Source organism: Cutibacterium sp. LaCa_89 (assembly GCF_058177555.1).
The window spans coordinates 2,038,730-2,053,616 of the sequence record NZ_CP190889.1 but is presented as its reverse complement, the minus strand read 5'-3'; the positions used below and the strand labels follow the sequence as shown (position 1 = coordinate 2,053,616).

Here is a 14,887-nt window from a genome sequence, read left to right as displayed (position 1 = left end):
CATGTTGATTCCTCGTCGAGTGAAGTACCGCAAGCAGCACCATCCCAAGCGGACTGGCGCTGCCAAGGGCGGCACCCAGCTGGCCTTTGGTGACTACGGCATCCAGGCCACCGAGGGTGGGTACCTGACCAACCGTCAGATCGAGGCCGCTCGTATCGCCATGACCCGCTACATCAAGCGTGGTGGAAAGGTGTGGATCAATGTCTACCCGGACCGCCCGATGACCAAGCACCCCGCCGAGTCCCGTATGGGTTCCGGTAAGGGCACGCCTGAGTGGTGGATCGCCAACATCAAGCCCGGACGAGTTCTCTTCGAGCTGTCGGGTGTGCCGGAGGACGTGGCCCGCGAGGCCATGCGTCTGGCCATCCACAAGCTGCCGATGAAGGCTCGTTTCATCTCCCGTGAAGGCGGTGACAACTGATGCCCAAGCTTTCTGCTGCTGAGCTGCGCCAGCTTTCCGGTGAAGAGTTGCGCAACAAGGTTCGCGAACTCAAGGAGGAGCTGTTCGGGCTGCGCTTCCAGTCGGCGACCGGCCAGCTCGAGAACACGGCTCGCCTGCGTGAGGTCCGCAAGGACATCGCTCGCGTCTACACCGTGCTCCAGGAGCGCAACCTCAACATCGTCGATGATCCCGACGCTGCCAATCCCGAGAACGATAAGGAGGCCTGAGCATGAGCGAGAACACCGCTGAGCGGACGACCCGCCGCAAGGTCCGTGAGGGACTGGTCGTGTCCGACAAGATGGACAAGACGATCACCGTCCTGGTCGAGGACCGCGTCAAGCACCCGCTGTACGGCAAGGTCATGACCAAGTCTGTGCGCCTCAAGGCCCACGATGAGAAGAACGAGGCTGGCATGGGAGACCGCGTGCGGATCATGGAGACCCGTCCGCTGTCCGCCACCAAGCGCTGGCGTCTGCTCGAGATCGTCGAGAAGGCCAAGTGACCCACTGGTGAGCTGATCACCAGGTTTTGCTGCAAGGCGACCCATCCGAGAGGGTGGGTCGCTTTGTTGTGTTGGTGGGCGCGAGGAGTGGGCGCGTGTGGGAGTGAGGACGTGGCACGGATGCGCGTCACGGGACTGACGTGAGCCACTTCTCCATGAAGCCCCGAGCCAGCTGCGCCAAGTTTGCGCAGTTGCGCCGCCTCTGGCCATTTGCGCCGTCGTTGTTTACCTGCGCCACCTGTGCTCAGTTGCGCCGCGGTTGAGCACCTGCGCCATTCCTGTTCACTTGCGACAGGGGGGTGACGGCTTGGTCTTCTGTAGCGTCAGTGACCGGCGTCCCGTTGCGCCGCCTCCGATTATCTGCGCCACTGTCGCGCACCTGCGCCTCGGCTCCCTTCTCGACCCGCGCCGTTGGTGAGCAGTTGCGCCTCTGTAGCGCGTCCGGGCGAAGCGGTTGCCGACGTGAGGCCATCAGTTGCGCCATGGTTGTGCAGTTGCGCCGGGCAAAGACGGCGCAACTGCACGTCCAAGGCGCAGGTGGCGTGGACTGGCGCGATGACGTCGTCAGAACGACCGGCTCCGATGGCCCCCCGGTAGCCGTTGTTTCACCCCGCCTGCGGCCCAGCAGCACGCTTCGCGCGGTCCAGGGCACGAAGAATGCGCTGCGCCGAACCATCGGTAGTGGCGAGGTCCTTGACGGTAAAACGAAGTACCGTCCAACCGGCGTCGACGATCCCAGCCTCCCGCTTCTTCTCGGCGATGATAACGTCCTGGACGCTCTGGCCAGGTTTCAACAGAGAGCCGTACTTGGTCCGACCGTCATATTCAGCCAGGACGCGTTCGTCCGGCCATGCGAAGTCTCCTCGGCCCAAAAACTGGCCGGTTGAGTTCCGGATCACGAACTGCGGTACTGGTTGCGGCACGCCTACGCAGTGCCATTTCGCGCGTATGAGTGATTCTCCGGGACTCTCGATCCTGCCATCGGCAAACGCCACAACTTGACGCGCATGGCCCAACCCGCGAGGCCGACCGCATGTTTCCAACACATCAGCGAGTACCTGCGGATCCGCGCCGAGACGTAGCGCCGCATCGGCCGTCATCAGTCCGGTTTCAAAGCCGAATTCAGTGGCCATGTCGATGACGGTCCGTTCAAGGGTCGTTGTCCGGTGCCCGTCGATGACGACGACGTGCTCCGGTGGGAGCATTCGGCCGATCGTCGTCATGAGGCGTCGTCGGTGGCCGCCGCCGGGGCGCGGGTTCGTCACCCAGAGGTGGTCCAGGCCCTTCGAGGGCAAGGGAAGGGCGTGAACCGCGGACGCTGTCACGTGGCTGAGGGCCGAGGTTGGCGCGAGGAAGGAGGCTGCCGTGACGAGGTCCAACTGGTGTTGTCGTGCCGTCGTCTCGCCCGCGTTGGCCCATACTCCGGGGCGTAGTGGGATTAACCGTCCTTCGTTCACCTCTCGGGCGATTGCTCGTCGCGATGTCCCTGATGCGGCGAGTGAGGTCACGGTGTGAATTCTGCGATTGGTCGTCATGGAGGCAGTCAGCCACGGCGGAGACGAAAAAGGGGAGGGGCGAATTGCGAATCTGTGGACAACCTCGGGATTGTCGCGGTCATTGCAGGAATGCCATGGGAATCCTGCGCAAAATAGCCGAATGGGGCTCCGGGCTGTGGATAACTGCGACGTCAGGCACGTCGGCGGCGGGTCTGTCCGTGCAGCGTCATGTCACCAGCAGGTCGCGCCTTGGACGTGCAGTTGCGCCGTGTTTGCCCGGCGCAACTGCACAACCATGGCGCAACTGATGGCCTCACGTCGGCAACTGCCCGGCTCGGACGCGCAACGGAGGCGCAACTGCTTAACAATGGCGCAGGTTGAGCAGGGAGCCGAGGCGCAGGTGCGCGACAGTGGCGCAGGTGAGCAAGGGTGGCGCAGCTGGAGGAAGCCAGGAACCAGGCGCTGCGGGCCCCAAGGAGGCCGTCTGAGGACCGGACATCCGGCGCCTTGCCATCCCGTGCACGCTGCCATCCGGCGGGGGAGCCAGACCACCGCCGTTACACCAGGTCGCCGTCAATTCGCTATCCCGGCTGAAGAGAGTTAAACTGCTCAAGTTGTCTTGCGACTGTGCCCACCTTCAAGCACAGTACGGAGCTTCCGACTCCACGGAGACGGAAGCCATCGTGCGCCGCCCGAGGGTGGCGGGACCTCTCGCGGACGACAGCCGCGTACCCCCTGAGGTACGGGTTGCCCCCTGGCAAAATCCAGGGGGTTCGTGTTCAACAGTCCTACCAGGCCCGGGAGGGAACCAGTGGGACAAAGGAGAAGACATGATCCAGCAGGAGACGCGACTCAAGGTCGCCGACAACACTGGTGCGAAGGAGCTCCTTTGCATCCGTGTTCTCGGTGGATCGAAGCGTCGCTACGCCTACCTCGGTGACACCATCGTGTGCACCGTCAAGGACGCCATCCCCGGCGGAAACGTGAAGAAGGGCGAGGTCGTCAAGGCCGTCGTTGTTCGCACTGTGAAGTCGCACCGCCGTCCCGACGGGTCCTACATCAAGTTCGACGAGAACGCCGCCGTGCTTCTCAAGAACGACGGGGAGCCTCGTGGTACCCGTATCTTCGGCCCCATCGCCCGCGAGCTGCGCGAGAAGAAGTTCATGCGTATCGTCTCGCTCGCCCCGGAGGTGATCTGAGTGAAGTCCCTCAACATCAAGAAGGGTGACCGCGTCAAGGTCATCGCCGGAAACGACAAGGGCACCATCGGTGAGGTTCTCTCGGTGGACCCGGCCCGTGAGCGCGTCGTCGTCGAGGGTGTGAACATTCGTAAGCACCATCGTCGTGACATGCCCACCCCGCAGGGCGGCACCACCAAGGGCGGAATTATCCAGTCCGAGGCCCCGATCCACGTCTCGAACGTCCAGCTCGTGACGAAGATCGACGGCAAGGACGTCGTGACCCGTGTCGGCTACCGTCGTGAGGACGTCACCAAGCGTCGTCCTGACGGCTCCGAGTACGCCGCTCAGCGCAGCGTCCGCTACCTCAAGAAGGAGGAGGCCAAGTGAGCACCGACACCTTCGCGCACGAGATGCCTCGTCTGAAGAAGCAGTACCGCGAGCAGATCCGTCCTGCCATGCAGGAGGAGTTCGACTACAAGAACCCCATGCTCATCCCCGGTCTCGAGAAGATCGTGGTGAACATGGGTGTTGGTGACGCCGCTCACGACTCCAAGGTCATGGACGGTGCCGTTCGCGACATCACCGCCATCACCGGCCAGAAGCCGCAGGTCACCAAGGCCCGCAAGTCCATCGCTCAGTTCAAGCTGCGTGAGGGACAGCCCATCGGTTGCCACGTCACCCTTCGTGGTGACCGCATGTGGGAGTTTGCTGACCGTCTGCTGACCCTGGCCCTGCCCCGTATCCGCGACTTCCGCGGACTCAACTCGAACCAGTTCGACGGCAAGGGCAACTACACGTTCGGCCTGTCCGAGCAGGTCATGTTCCTCGAGATTGACCAGGACAAGATCGACCGCGTCCGTGGCATGGACATCACCTTCGTGACCACCGCGCAGACGAACGAGGAGGGCAAGGCCCTGCTCAAGCACCTGGGATTCCCGTTCAAGGCGAAGGATGACTCGAAGAAGGCGAAGACCAAGCGCGGTCCCGCCTACTACGCCAAGAAGAAGAAGAAGTGAGGATCTGATGGCCAAGACAGCTCTGAAGGTCAAGGCGGCCCGCAAGCCCAAGTTCGGTGTCCGTGCTTACACCCGTTGCCAGCGCTGCGGTCGTCCGCACTCGGTGTACCGCAAGTTCGGCCTGTGCCGAATCTGCCTGCGCGAGATGGCCCACGCCGGTCAGCTCCCGGGTGTCACCAAGTCCTCCTGGTGACCAGCGCGCGTCCGTCAAGGATGCAGATCCATGGGCCCTACCAGGCCCCGGCGGGTTGGTAACCCGCCCCACAAACACCTGAACAACACAGAAGGTCCCCGAGCCGGACGCCCCAGGGGAGGACGGCAGCAGGGAAACCGTTGTGAGAAAGAGGCCAAACCAGCCATGACCATGACTGACCCGATCGCAGACATGCTGACCCGTCTGCGCAACGCCAACCAGGCGTACCACGACCAGACGTCGATGCCTCACTCGAAGATCAAGGCCGGAATCGCCGAGATCCTCAAGTCGGAGGGCTACATCGCCGACTACAAGGTCAACGAACCCAAGGAGGGCGAGGTCGCCAAGACCCTGACCCTCACTCTCAAGTATGGCGAGAGCCGTGAGCGTTCCATCGCTGGCGTTCGCCGTATCAGCAAGCCCGGACTTCGCGTCTACGCCAAGTCCACCGCCCTGCCTAAGGTGCTCGGCGGCCTGGGCATTGCCATCATCTCCACCTCTCAAGGGCTGCTCACTGACAAGCAGGCCCACGAGAAGTCCGTGGGCGGGGAAGTCCTCGCCTACGTGTGGTGACCGTCGACGAGACAGATAGGAGTAATCAATGTCGCGCATTGGCAGGCTTCCCATCGCCGTCCCGTCCGGTGTCGAGGTGAAGCTTGATGGGCAGGACGTGGAGGTGAAGGGTCCGAAGGGAACCCTGAACTTCACCGTTCGCGAGCCCATCACCGTGAGCAGGAATGATGAGGGAGAGATCCTCGTCGAGCGTCCGGACGACGAGCGTGAGAACCGCTCGCTGCACGGGCTCACCCGTACTCTCATTAACAACATGGTCATCGGTGTGACCGAGGGCTACGAGAAGAAGCTGGAGATCCAGGGCGTGGGTTACCGCGTGATGTCCAAGGGTCCCAAGCAGCTCGAGTTCAACCTCGGCTTCTCGCACCCGGTGATCGTCGACGCCCCGGAGGGAATCACCTTCGCCGTCGAGAACCCCACCAGGTTCTCGGTCCAGGGCATCGACAAGCAGGTCGTCGGCGAGACCGCGGCCAACATCCGCAAGATTCGCAAGCCGGAGCCCTACAAGGGCAAGGGTGTGCGTTACGAGGGCGAGAACGTCCGTCGCAAGGTTGGAAAGGCAGGTAAGTGACATGGCAAGCACCCTGACTGTTCGCAAGAGCCTGTCCGACCGCGCCAAGGCACGTGCTCGTCGCCAGGCCCGTGGTCGCAAGAAGATCTTCGGGACCGTCGAGCGTCCCCGCATGGTCGTGACCCGTTCGTCGAAGCACGTCTTCGTCCAGGTCATCGACGATGTTGCCGGAAACACCCTCGTGTCGGCTTCCACCATGGAGGCTGAGCTGCGCGAGATGCCCGGGGACAAGACCGCCAAGGCTGCCCGCGTTGGCACCATCATCGGTGAACGCGCCAAGGCCGCTGGCATCGACAAGGTCGTCTTCGACAAGGCCGGGAACCAGTACCACGGGCGGATCGCCGCGCTGGCCGATGCGGCCCGCGAGGCCGGTCTCGACTTCTGACCCACGAAAGGCAAGTGAGCAACGATGAGTGGAACCCAGCGCCGCGGTGGCGGTGCAGGTGGTGAGCGTCGTGGCCGTGACAACCGTCGTGGCCAGAACGATCGCAACCGCAATCAGAATGAATATCTCGAGCGCGTCGTGGCGATCAACCGCGTCGCCAAGGTGGTCCAGGGTGGCCGTCGCTTCAGCTTCACGGCGCTGGTCGTCGTGGGCGATGGCGAGGGCACCGTGGGCGTCGGCTACGGCAAGGCCAAGGAGGTGCCCGCGGCCATCGCCAAGGGCGTCGAGGAGGCCAAGAAGCACTTCTTCAAGGTGCCGCTGGTCGGTCGTACCATCACCCACCCGGTGATTGGTGAGAAGGCTGCCGGCGTCGTCCTGCTGCGTCCGGCTTCCCCCGGTACCGGTGTCATCGCCGGTGGTTCGGCCCGCGCCGTTCTCGAGTGCGCCGGCGTGCAGGACGTGCTCGCCAAGTCTCTTGGCTCCTCCAACGCGATCAACGTGGTTCACGCCACCGTTGCCGCGCTGCAGCAGCTCGAGGAGCCCGAAGAGGTTGCCCGTCGCCGTGGCAAGTCCGTTGAGGACGTCGCCCCGGCAGCCATGCTTCGTGCCCGTAAGGAGGCCGACGAGGCCGCTGCTGCTGCCCGCATGGAGGAGAAGGCAGGGGTCAACTGATGAGCAAGCTGAAGATCACCCAGATCAAGTCCGGCATCTCCACGAAGCCGAATCATCGCGAGACCCTGCGCAGCCTCGGGCTGAAGCGCATCGGTGACACGGTCATCAAGGAGGATCGCCCGGAGTTCCGCGGCATGGTCCAGACCGTTCGTCACCTCGTCACCATGGAAGAGGTGGACTGACATGGCTATTGAGCTCCATGATCTCAAGCCCGCTCCTGGTGCCCACAAGGCCAAGACCCGTGTTGGCCGTGGTGAGGGTTCCAAGGGCAAGACCGCTGGTCGCGGTACGAAGGGCACCGGCGCACGCAAGAACGTGCCCGAGTTCTTCGCTGGCGGCCAGATGCCGATTCACATGCAGGCCCCGAAGCTGGGCGGGTTCCACAACCCGTTCCGCACCGAGTACCAGGTCGTGAACCTGGACAAGGTCGAGGCCCTGTTCCCCAAGGGCGGCAAGATCACCGTCGACGATTTCGTCGCCGTCGGTGCCGTCCGTGACAACGAGCTCGTCAAGGTTCTCGGAACCGGCGAGCTGACCGTCAAGGTTGACCTCGTCGTCGACGCCTGGTCCAAGTCGGCCCAGGAGAAGATCGAGAAGGCCGGCGGCAGCGTCACCAAGCGCTGAGGTCAACCTGCAAGTATCAAGTGACGTCGTGAACACGACCGAATGACGTGTGAGGGACGGGAAACATCACAGTTTCCCGTCCCTCCTGTCATATGCCCGTGCAGTGCATTTGCAATGACGAAATGCGTTGCCCTTTTGGTCTCAACAGACAAACCCAGGGGTTTGGTGTGTGTAAGATCACACGCACCAAAACGGCCTGCGTGCCGAGATGACCCCATGCCGAATCGTGTGCAGCGGTAGAAACTACCGACAGGGTCACTCCCCAGCCACACTCGCCGGCGGCCCACCTGCCCTCCCGGCAGGTCTGCACACTGTGAGAAAGGACGATCGTGCTCAGATACGTGGTGCGTCGCCTCATCAATTACGTCGTGCTGTTGTTCATTGCGGTTTCCTTCGCATACCTGCTCGCCTCGTACGCCCTGGACCCGCGCAACGCTTTCGACCAGACGAATCCGAAGCTCAACTGGACGGCGATCAACCAGTCACTGACCAACTACAACATCAACCCCGACACCAGCATTTGGGTGCGGTACGAACGGTGGTTGAAGATGGTGTTCCTGCATTGGAACTGGGGCTGGACCCCACATGGTGACGCGATCAACTCGCTGATTGGCACCCGCATCGGTGTGTCCGTCCGTCTCGTGATCTGTGGAACGATTATCGGCATGGTCGGCGGTGTCGCTGTCGGTGCCTGGTCGGCCGTCCGCCAGTACTCGGCCGCTGACCGAATCGTGTCCTTCCTGTGTCTGCTGCTCATCTCGACCCCGACGATGGTGTTGGCGGTCCTGCTGCAGCTCGGTGCCATTCACATCAACCAGGCGACCGGAACGCAGTTCTTCCAGTTCATCGGTGAGGTCGGATCTCACGGCAATTACTTCGGGGCCGAGCTGCTCAGCCGTATGCAGCACCTGCTGTTGCCGACGATCTCCCTGTCGGCGTTGAGCCTGGCGAGCTACTCGCGGTACCAGCGCAACCTGATGCTCGACACCCTCGGTGCTGACTACGTCCGTACCGCACGTGCCAAGGGTCTTCGCAAGGGACGCGCCATCCGTCACCATGCGCTGCGCAACGCCATCATCCCGATGGCCACCTATTTCGCCTTCGGCGTGGCCAACATCTTCGTCGGTGCCACCATTTCCGAGCAGGTCTACGCCTGGAACGGTGTCGGTTCCTACTCCGTGATGTCGATTCAGCAGAACGACATCAACGGTTCGGTCGCGGTCGTCGCCTTCTCCGGCCTCTGCACCCTGACGGGTGCCCTTCTGTCCGACATCCTCATTGCGGTCATCGATCCGCGTGTCCGGGCTCGATGAGGAGGAGCCGTCATGTCTGAACCCACCAACAACTTCAGCGTTGAGCTCAACACCCCGAAGACGGGTCCCTGCGCCCCCATCAAAGGTCCCGATGCCTTGAGTGCTGCCGAGCGCAACGAGAAGCACAAGCCGGGACGCAATGAGCGTGACGGCAAGCACATGTCGCGTCGCCGTCTGATCCTGCGCCGTTTCTGGCGTCCGGTTGGCTCCAAGATCGGTGTCATCGGACTCGCCCTCGTCGTCCTCCTGGCCCTCATCGGCCCGTACATCGCCAACTGGGACTACTGGGTGGTTGATGACAACGCCTTCCTCGCGCCGCCGGACCAGTACCACTGGTTCGGTACAAGCCAGGGTGGCTTCGACCTGTTCGCCATGACGGTCGAGGGTCTGCGCAAGTCGCTCATCATCGGTTTCTGCGTCGCACTCATCGTCGAGACCCTGGCCGCCCTCATCGGTTCGGCCGCGGCCTACTTCGGCAAGGTGGCGGAGAAGATCATCCTGTGGTTCATCGACCTGCTGTTGGTGATCCCGTCCTTCCTCATCATCGCCATCCTGAGCCAGCACACCTCCGGCAAGAGCACCTCGACGGCCCTGCTGATCGTTCTGCTGTCGGCATTCAGCTGGATGCTGTCGGCCCGTGTGGTCCGCGCCATGACCCTGTCGGTGGTCAATCTCGACTACGTCACGGCCGCTCGTTTCATGTCGGTGCCGCCGTTCACGATCATCGTTAAGCACGTCATCCCGAACATCGCCAGCTACCTCATCATCGACCTGACCCTCGGTGTGGTCGCGGCCATCATGAGCGAGACGGTGCTCTCCTTCTTCGGTTTCGGCGTGCAGAAGCCGGAGACCTCCCTGGGCACTCTGCTGGGTGACGGCATGACGGCGGTCACGACCTCACCGTGGCTGTTCATGTTCCCGGCCGGTGTGCTGGTGATCCTGCTGCTGAGCGTCAACTTCATCGGTGACGGCCTGCGTGACGCCGTCGATCCCTCCTCCAAGTCTGGTGGTAAGGCATGAGCAAGAAAACTGCCACTGCGGCCAACCTGTCCGACGCCCTTCCCGAACGTCAGGAGGGTGTGCCGGTCCTGCAGATCAAGGACCTCAACGTCCGCTTCCCCTCCGAGGACGGCGTCGTCCACGCCGTGCGTGGAGTCAACCTGACCGTTCATGCCGGCGAGGTCGTCGGCCTGGTGGGTGAGTCTGGTTCCGGTAAGTCCGTCACCTCGATGTCGGTGATGGGCCTGCTGGACGAGGGTGCCAGCGTCGAGGGGTCCATCAAGCTTCACGGCACCGAGCTGCTGGGACGTGACGACAACTGGATGTCGGACGTGCGAGGCAAGAAGGTCGCCATGATCTTCCAGGACCCGCTGAGCGCCCTGACCCCCGTGTACACGATCGGTGACCAGATCGTCGAGGCTCTTCAGGTCCACTCGAACATGTCCGACAAGGACGCCTGGGCCCGAGCCCTCGAGCTGCTCGACATGGTCGGCATCCCCAACCCGGAAGTTCGTGCTAAGGCCTTCCCGCACGAGTTCTCCGGTGGTATGCGTCAGCGCGTCGTCATCGCCATGGCGATCGCCAACGACCCCGACCTCATCATCGCCGACGAGCCGACGACGGCTCTCGACGTGACCATCCAGGCGCAGATTCTCGATCTGCTGCGGGTGGCCCAGCGTGAGACCCACGCCGGTGTCGTCATGATCACCCACGACCTCGGTGTCGTTGCTGGTCTGGCCGACCGGGTGGCCGTCATGTACGCCGGTCGCATCGTCGAGCGGGCCAACGTCGACGAGTTGTTCTATCGCTCCCGTCACCCGTACACCATCGGTCTGCTGGGATCCCTGCCTCGTCCTGACCTTGACAAGGACGAGCCGTTGACCCCGGTCGAGGGCAACCCGCCCTCCCTGCTGAACCTGCCGTCGGGCTGTCCTTTCGCGCCACGCTGCCCGATGGCGATTGATGCCTGTCGTCAGGCCGAGCCTGAGCTGACGCCCACCGACCTGGACAAGCACGAGGCCGCCTGCATACGGCACGCCGAGCTCATCGACCGCACGTACGCGGAGATCTACCCGCAGGTCGGGGAGCGCAAGAGCCGCTTCAAGGCAGCGCTTGGGACCTCCGACCGCGAGGCCCTTGAGGACGTCCTGGAGGTCAAAGACCTGGTCAAGACCTACCCGCTCATGAAGGGTGCGGTCTTCAAGAGGCGCGTTGGCACCGTCCATGCCGTTGACGGCATCTCCTTCCGGATCAAGAAGGGCGAGACCCTCGGCCTGGTGGGTGAGTCTGGCTGTGGCAAGACCACGACGATCATGTCGATTCTCGAGTTGGCCAAGCCGGAGGCGGGTACCGTCGTCGTTCTGGGACGTGACGCGGCCAGGATGAATGCGAAGGATCGCAAGGAGACCCGTCAGGACCTCCAGGTGGTCTTCCAGGATCCGATGGCATCCCTGGATCCGCGTCTTCCGATTGCCGACATCATCGCCGAGCCTCTGAAGTACAACGGTTACCCGAAGAACAAGATCGCGGAGCGGGTCGACGAGCTGATGGCCTTGGTCGGCTTGGAGCCCGCTCACGCCAACCGCTACCCGCGGAACTTCTCCGGTGGCCAGAAGCAGCGTGTCGGTATTGCCCGTGCACTGGCCCTCAACCCGAAGTTGCTGGTGCTCGACGAGCCGGTCTCGGCCCTCGACGTGTCGATTCAGGCTGGTGTGTTGAACCTGTTGGAGGACCTGCGCGAGAAGCTGGAGTTGTCCTATCTCTTCGTCGCCCACGACCTGTCGGTGGTCCGCCACATCGCTAACCGTGTTGCCGTCATGTACCTGGGGCGCATCGTTGAGCTGGGCGAGGTCTCGGAGGTCTTCGACCACCCGATGCACCCGTACACCCAGGGCTTGTTGTCGGCCATCCCGGTGCCCGACCCGTCCAAGGAGCACAACCGCCACCGCATCTTGTTGGAGGGCGACCTGCCGTCACCGGCCGCGCCGCCGCCCGGGTGTCCATTCCACACTCGCTGCCCGAAGTTCAAGGAGCTCGACGAGGCCTCCCAGGCCACGTGCATGGGGGAGCGTCCCGAGCTGTTCTACCCGCAGCCGGACATCGACCGGCGCACGGCATGTCACTTCCCCGAGGAGATCCGGGTGTTCTGAGCCGCCGCAGTGAATCCCTGACATGGGGTGGTGCCGTTGCGACGACACCACCCCACGCGTCATGTTCAGGGCCCACCTGGTGGTCTCATCGGCGCCTTGACCGATGGGCGGGTGTGACCTTGACGAAAATCACGGTTGGATCAAGGAAAGGTCAAGATTTCATAACGAAACCGCCTTCTGAGGCTGGTTTCGCTGGTTGGTCCGGGCGAGAAGTGCCAAGCTCAAGCCATCATGATCCACCACAGGATCCTCAACTTTGCGGAGGTTTACCGTGCGCAAGACCTTGACGACCGCAGTGGCTGCTCTGGCTGTGGGCTCCCTCGCCCTGACCGGCTGCGGACAGAAGAACCAGTCCGGTGGCGACCAGAACAAGGGTGACAAGACCACCTCGGCGAATGCGCCGCTGGCTGCCCTGAACATCAAGCCCCGTGACCAGATCAAGGACGGCGGCACCCTCCGCCTTGCGATCGGCCCCCTGCCGACCGGCTGGAACCCGCTGCAGGTCGACAACAACTCAGTTGACCTCGCAACGACCATCTGGGACTTCATCGGTGCCCAGAGCTTCTACTACACCGAGGACGGCACCCCGAAGCCGAATCCGAACTACATCTCCTCGACCGATGTGGAGACCAAGGGCGGCAAGCAGGTCGTCACCCTGCACCTCAACCCGAAGGCCAAGTGGAACTCCGGTCGTGTCATCGACTACACCGACTACCAGGCCACCTGGAAGTCCTGTAATGGCGAGGATGACAAGTTCCTTCCCGCCACCACCGATGGTTTCAACCAGATCACCTCGGTGGAGAAGGGCGACAAGGACACTGACGTCGTCATCACCTTCAAAAACACCTACCCGGACTGGACCTCCACCATGAGCACCGTCCTGCCGAAGGAGGGAGTGAAGGACGCCAAGACCTTCAACGAGGGATGGAAGAAGCCGAACCCTGACTGGTTCACTGGCCCGTTCATCCCCACTAAGGTGGATCAGGCCTCCAAGACCCTGACCGTCAAGCGTAATGACAAGTGGTGGGGCGAGAAGTCGAAACTCGACACCGTCACCTTCAAGCAGATGGAGGATGCCGCCAAGACCAAGGCGTTCGCCAACAAGGAGATTGACGTCGCCGACACCATCATCACCAAGGACGGGTACCAGACTGCCGAGAAGCGTGATGACGCCGACATGCGTGCCGCCGGTTCGCTGCAGTGGCGCCACTTCACCTTCAACGCCGAGTCGGCCAATCTGTCTGACAAGAATGTGCGACAGGCCATCGTCAAGGGCATCAACCGTCCGGCCATCGCCAAGTCTGACCTTGCCGGTCTGCCGGTCCAGGCTGACTCGGTGATGCTTGGCAACCATTTCTTCATGCCGGGCCAGCCTGGTTACAAGGACAACTCCGGGGACTACAAGTACGACCCGAAGGCTGCTGAGAAGCAACTTGATGAGGCCGGTTGGAAGAAGCAGGGTGACTACCGCGTCAAGGACGGCAAGACCCTCACCATCAACTACGCTCAGCTGACCGGCGTGCCCACCTCCGAGAATGAGGGTGCGCTGTTCAAGCAGGACATGGCGAAGATCGGCGTCAAGGTCAACCTCGTCAACACTCCGTCCAGCGATATGCAGAAGGTGCTGACGAACCACTCCTTCGACGTCATTGCGTTCACTTGGCAGGGCACCCAGTACCCGATGGCCAACGTCCGTCAGATCTATGGCGCTGCTGCTGAGGGCTCCAAGAAGCCGTCGCAGTCGAACTACACCCAGATCATCGATCCCGAGATTGAGAAGCTCATCCCGCAGATCGACACTGAGATGGACGTCAACAAGCGACGCGAGCTCACCAATGAGGCCGACAAGCACATTTGGGACGATGTGATGGTGCTGCCGTTGTACCGTCGCATCATGTTCACCGCCACCCCGAAAAACTTGGCGAACTTCGGTGCTGCGACCTTCCAGAGGGTGCACACAGAGGACATCGGCTACGTCAAGTGACGGTGAAATCTCATACGTAAGAAGCGGGGGCCGGGGACATGATCCCCGGCCCCCGCTGCCGTTGCGCCTGGTGGTGCAGGTCAGGACTGGCGGCGACGCACGACGAATGCGACGATGAGGGCGATGACCACGAGGGCAATGACGATGGCCGTGGCAATCGGGCCGGACGTAGATCTGCCAGACGAGGTGTCGGCGTTCTGACCCGTCTTCGCGCTGTTACTGGTCAACTGGTAAGAGACGCCCGCAGCGCTCCCGGCAGCCAGCTTCGGGGGAGTGCAGGACTTGGTCTTTGGCTTGTTGTAGCACCAGCCTTCGATGGATCCGGCAGCTGGCTTGTACTGGTCGGCGCCCTTCTTCGAGTAGTCCCAGGCGGCACCGGCGCCAGAGGCGTGGTAGTACGCCCAGTACTGGCCGTTGAAGGTCCTGGGGCAGGTAGCGGGATGATCGTTCATCGTGCAGATGAGACCCGACTTGTTCTTGCTGACGGTGATTCCGGCCTTCTCGAGGACGTCGGCGCCGGTGGACGGTGAGTCGACACACTGGTTGGCCAGTACCTTCTCGTCGTCAGTGATGACGAAGACCCAGACCTTCTTGGCGTTGAGGCAGTCGTCAATCGCTTTCGCCTGACCGGTATCGGCGCTCGGCGAAGGTGTGGCCTGCGCGGCGACCGAGAAGAAGATGGTCAGGGTGGCGAACAACACAGCGGCGAGCACTCCAACCATGGGTCGGAGTGCTCGCCGACTCTCGATGCGGGGAATACTCACCTGACGATCATGCCTCAGAGGA

19 protein-coding genes are annotated in these 14,887 nt (G+C 62.6%); 17 read left to right on the top strand and 2 right to left on the bottom strand.

From position 1 onward, the window contains the following. The first annotated feature begins 1 nt into the window (after position 1). From rplP to rpsQ, 3 genes are read left to right on the top strand one after another with little or no spacing between them, the layout of a single operon-like run. Positions 2 to 421: a 50S ribosomal protein L16 gene (gene rplP, locus ACP8LP_RS09450; protein ID WP_002516060.1), complete on the top strand. Its 420-nt coding sequence runs from the start codon at positions 2 to 4 to the stop codon at positions 419 to 421. Next, positions 421 to 669, top strand: a complete 249-nt coding sequence (gene rpmC, locus ACP8LP_RS09445) for a 50S ribosomal protein L29 (protein WP_004809049.1) — start codon at positions 421 to 423, stop codon at positions 667 to 669. Before rplP ends, rpmC begins: the two co-directional genes overlap by 1 nt. 2 nt (positions 670 to 671) lie before the next feature. Beyond that, on the top strand, positions 672 to 944 hold the full coding sequence (gene rpsQ / locus ACP8LP_RS09440; RefSeq protein ID WP_004809048.1) for a 30S ribosomal protein S17: 273 nt from the start codon (positions 672 to 674) through the stop codon (positions 942 to 944). A gap of 605 nt (positions 945 to 1,549) precedes the next feature. On the opposite strand, the gene ACP8LP_RS09435 is transcribed toward rpsQ, so the two are convergent. Next, positions 1,550 to 2,167 (bottom strand): hypothetical protein, encoded by a 618-nt coding sequence (locus tag ACP8LP_RS09435; protein ID WP_252907507.1) that lies wholly within the window; start codon positions 2,165 to 2,167, stop codon positions 1,550 to 1,552. 1,103 nt (positions 2,168 to 3,270) lie between these two features. On the opposite strand from ACP8LP_RS09435, the gene rplN reads away from it, so the two are divergent. The 14 genes from rplN (at position 3,271) to ACP8LP_RS09365 (ending at position 14,101) form a co-directional block, all read left to right on the top strand. Then, the gene (rplN, locus tag ACP8LP_RS09430) at positions 3,271 to 3,639 is read left to right on the top strand and encodes a 50S ribosomal protein L14 (protein ID WP_004809047.1); all 369 of its coding nucleotides are present in this window, start codon (positions 3,271 to 3,273) and stop codon (positions 3,637 to 3,639) included. Next, positions 3,640 to 4,008 carry a 50S ribosomal protein L24 gene (rplX, locus tag ACP8LP_RS09425; protein ID WP_004809046.1) on the top strand — a complete coding sequence of 123 codons (369 nt, stop codon included), beginning with the start codon at positions 3,640 to 3,642 and terminating at the stop codon, positions 4,006 to 4,008. Continuing rightward, a complete protein-coding gene (gene rplE / locus ACP8LP_RS09420; RefSeq protein WP_016666106.1) occupies positions 4,005 to 4,637 on the top strand; it encodes a 50S ribosomal protein L5 in 633 nt (210 codons plus the stop codon). The genes rplX and rplE overlap by 4 nt, the downstream gene beginning before the upstream one ends. Before the next feature lie 7 nt (positions 4,638 to 4,644). After that, a complete protein-coding gene (locus tag ACP8LP_RS09415; protein WP_002515981.1) occupies positions 4,645 to 4,830 on the top strand; it encodes a type Z 30S ribosomal protein S14 in 186 nt (61 codons plus the stop codon). A 165-nt stretch (positions 4,831 to 4,995) separates the two neighbouring features. Beyond that, complete coding sequence (gene rpsH / locus ACP8LP_RS09410; protein ID WP_004809044.1) at positions 4,996 to 5,403, top strand: 30S ribosomal protein S8; 408 nt, start codon at positions 4,996 to 4,998, stop codon at positions 5,401 to 5,403. Between the two features lie 28 nt (positions 5,404 to 5,431). After that, the gene (gene rplF, locus ACP8LP_RS09405) at positions 5,432 to 5,974 is read left to right on the top strand and encodes a 50S ribosomal protein L6 (protein ID WP_016666104.1); all 543 of its coding nucleotides are present in this window, start codon (positions 5,432 to 5,434) and stop codon (positions 5,972 to 5,974) included. 1 nt (position 5,975) lies between these two features. Further along, positions 5,976 to 6,359, top strand: a complete 384-nt coding sequence (rplR, locus tag ACP8LP_RS09400) for a 50S ribosomal protein L18 (protein WP_021107855.1) — start codon at positions 5,976 to 5,978, stop codon at positions 6,357 to 6,359. A 24-nt stretch (positions 6,360 to 6,383) separates the two neighbouring features. Beyond that, on the top strand, positions 6,384 to 7,031 hold the full coding sequence (gene rpsE, locus ACP8LP_RS09395) for a 30S ribosomal protein S5 (protein WP_004809041.1): 648 nt from the start codon (positions 6,384 to 6,386) through the stop codon (positions 7,029 to 7,031). Further along, on the top strand, positions 7,031 to 7,213 hold the full coding sequence (rpmD, locus tag ACP8LP_RS09390; RefSeq protein WP_004809040.1) for a 50S ribosomal protein L30: 183 nt from the start codon (positions 7,031 to 7,033) through the stop codon (positions 7,211 to 7,213). Before rpsE ends, rpmD begins: the two co-directional genes overlap by 1 nt. A 1-nt stretch (position 7,214) precedes the next feature. Then, positions 7,215 to 7,655, top strand: coding sequence for a 50S ribosomal protein L15 (gene rplO, locus ACP8LP_RS09385; protein ID WP_004809039.1), 441 nt, complete (start codon positions 7,215 to 7,217; stop codon positions 7,653 to 7,655). Positions 7,656 to 7,984: 329 nt separating this feature from the next. Beyond that, positions 7,985 to 8,968, top strand: a complete 984-nt coding sequence (locus tag ACP8LP_RS09380; protein WP_004809038.1) for an ABC transporter permease — start codon at positions 7,985 to 7,987, stop codon at positions 8,966 to 8,968. Positions 8,969 to 8,980: 12 nt separating this feature from the next. Beyond that, complete coding sequence (locus ACP8LP_RS09375; protein WP_004809037.1) at positions 8,981 to 9,988, top strand: ABC transporter permease; 1,008 nt, start codon at positions 8,981 to 8,983, stop codon at positions 9,986 to 9,988. After that, positions 9,985 to 12,117: an ABC transporter ATP-binding protein gene (locus tag ACP8LP_RS09370; RefSeq protein WP_484483119.1), complete on the top strand. Its 2,133-nt coding sequence runs from the start codon at positions 9,985 to 9,987 to the stop codon at positions 12,115 to 12,117. Before ACP8LP_RS09375 ends, ACP8LP_RS09370 begins: the two co-directional genes overlap by 4 nt. 271 nt (positions 12,118 to 12,388) lie before the next feature. Then, positions 12,389 to 14,101: an ABC transporter family substrate-binding protein gene (locus ACP8LP_RS09365; RefSeq protein WP_016666098.1), complete on the top strand. Its 1,713-nt coding sequence runs from the start codon at positions 12,389 to 12,391 to the stop codon at positions 14,099 to 14,101. Between the two features lie 80 nt (positions 14,102 to 14,181). On the opposite strand, the gene ACP8LP_RS09360 is transcribed toward ACP8LP_RS09365, so the two are convergent. After that, complete coding sequence (locus tag ACP8LP_RS09360; RefSeq protein ID WP_252906158.1) at positions 14,182 to 14,865, bottom strand: hypothetical protein; 684 nt, start codon at positions 14,863 to 14,865, stop codon at positions 14,182 to 14,184. Positions 14,866 to 14,887 lie beyond the last annotated feature (22 nt).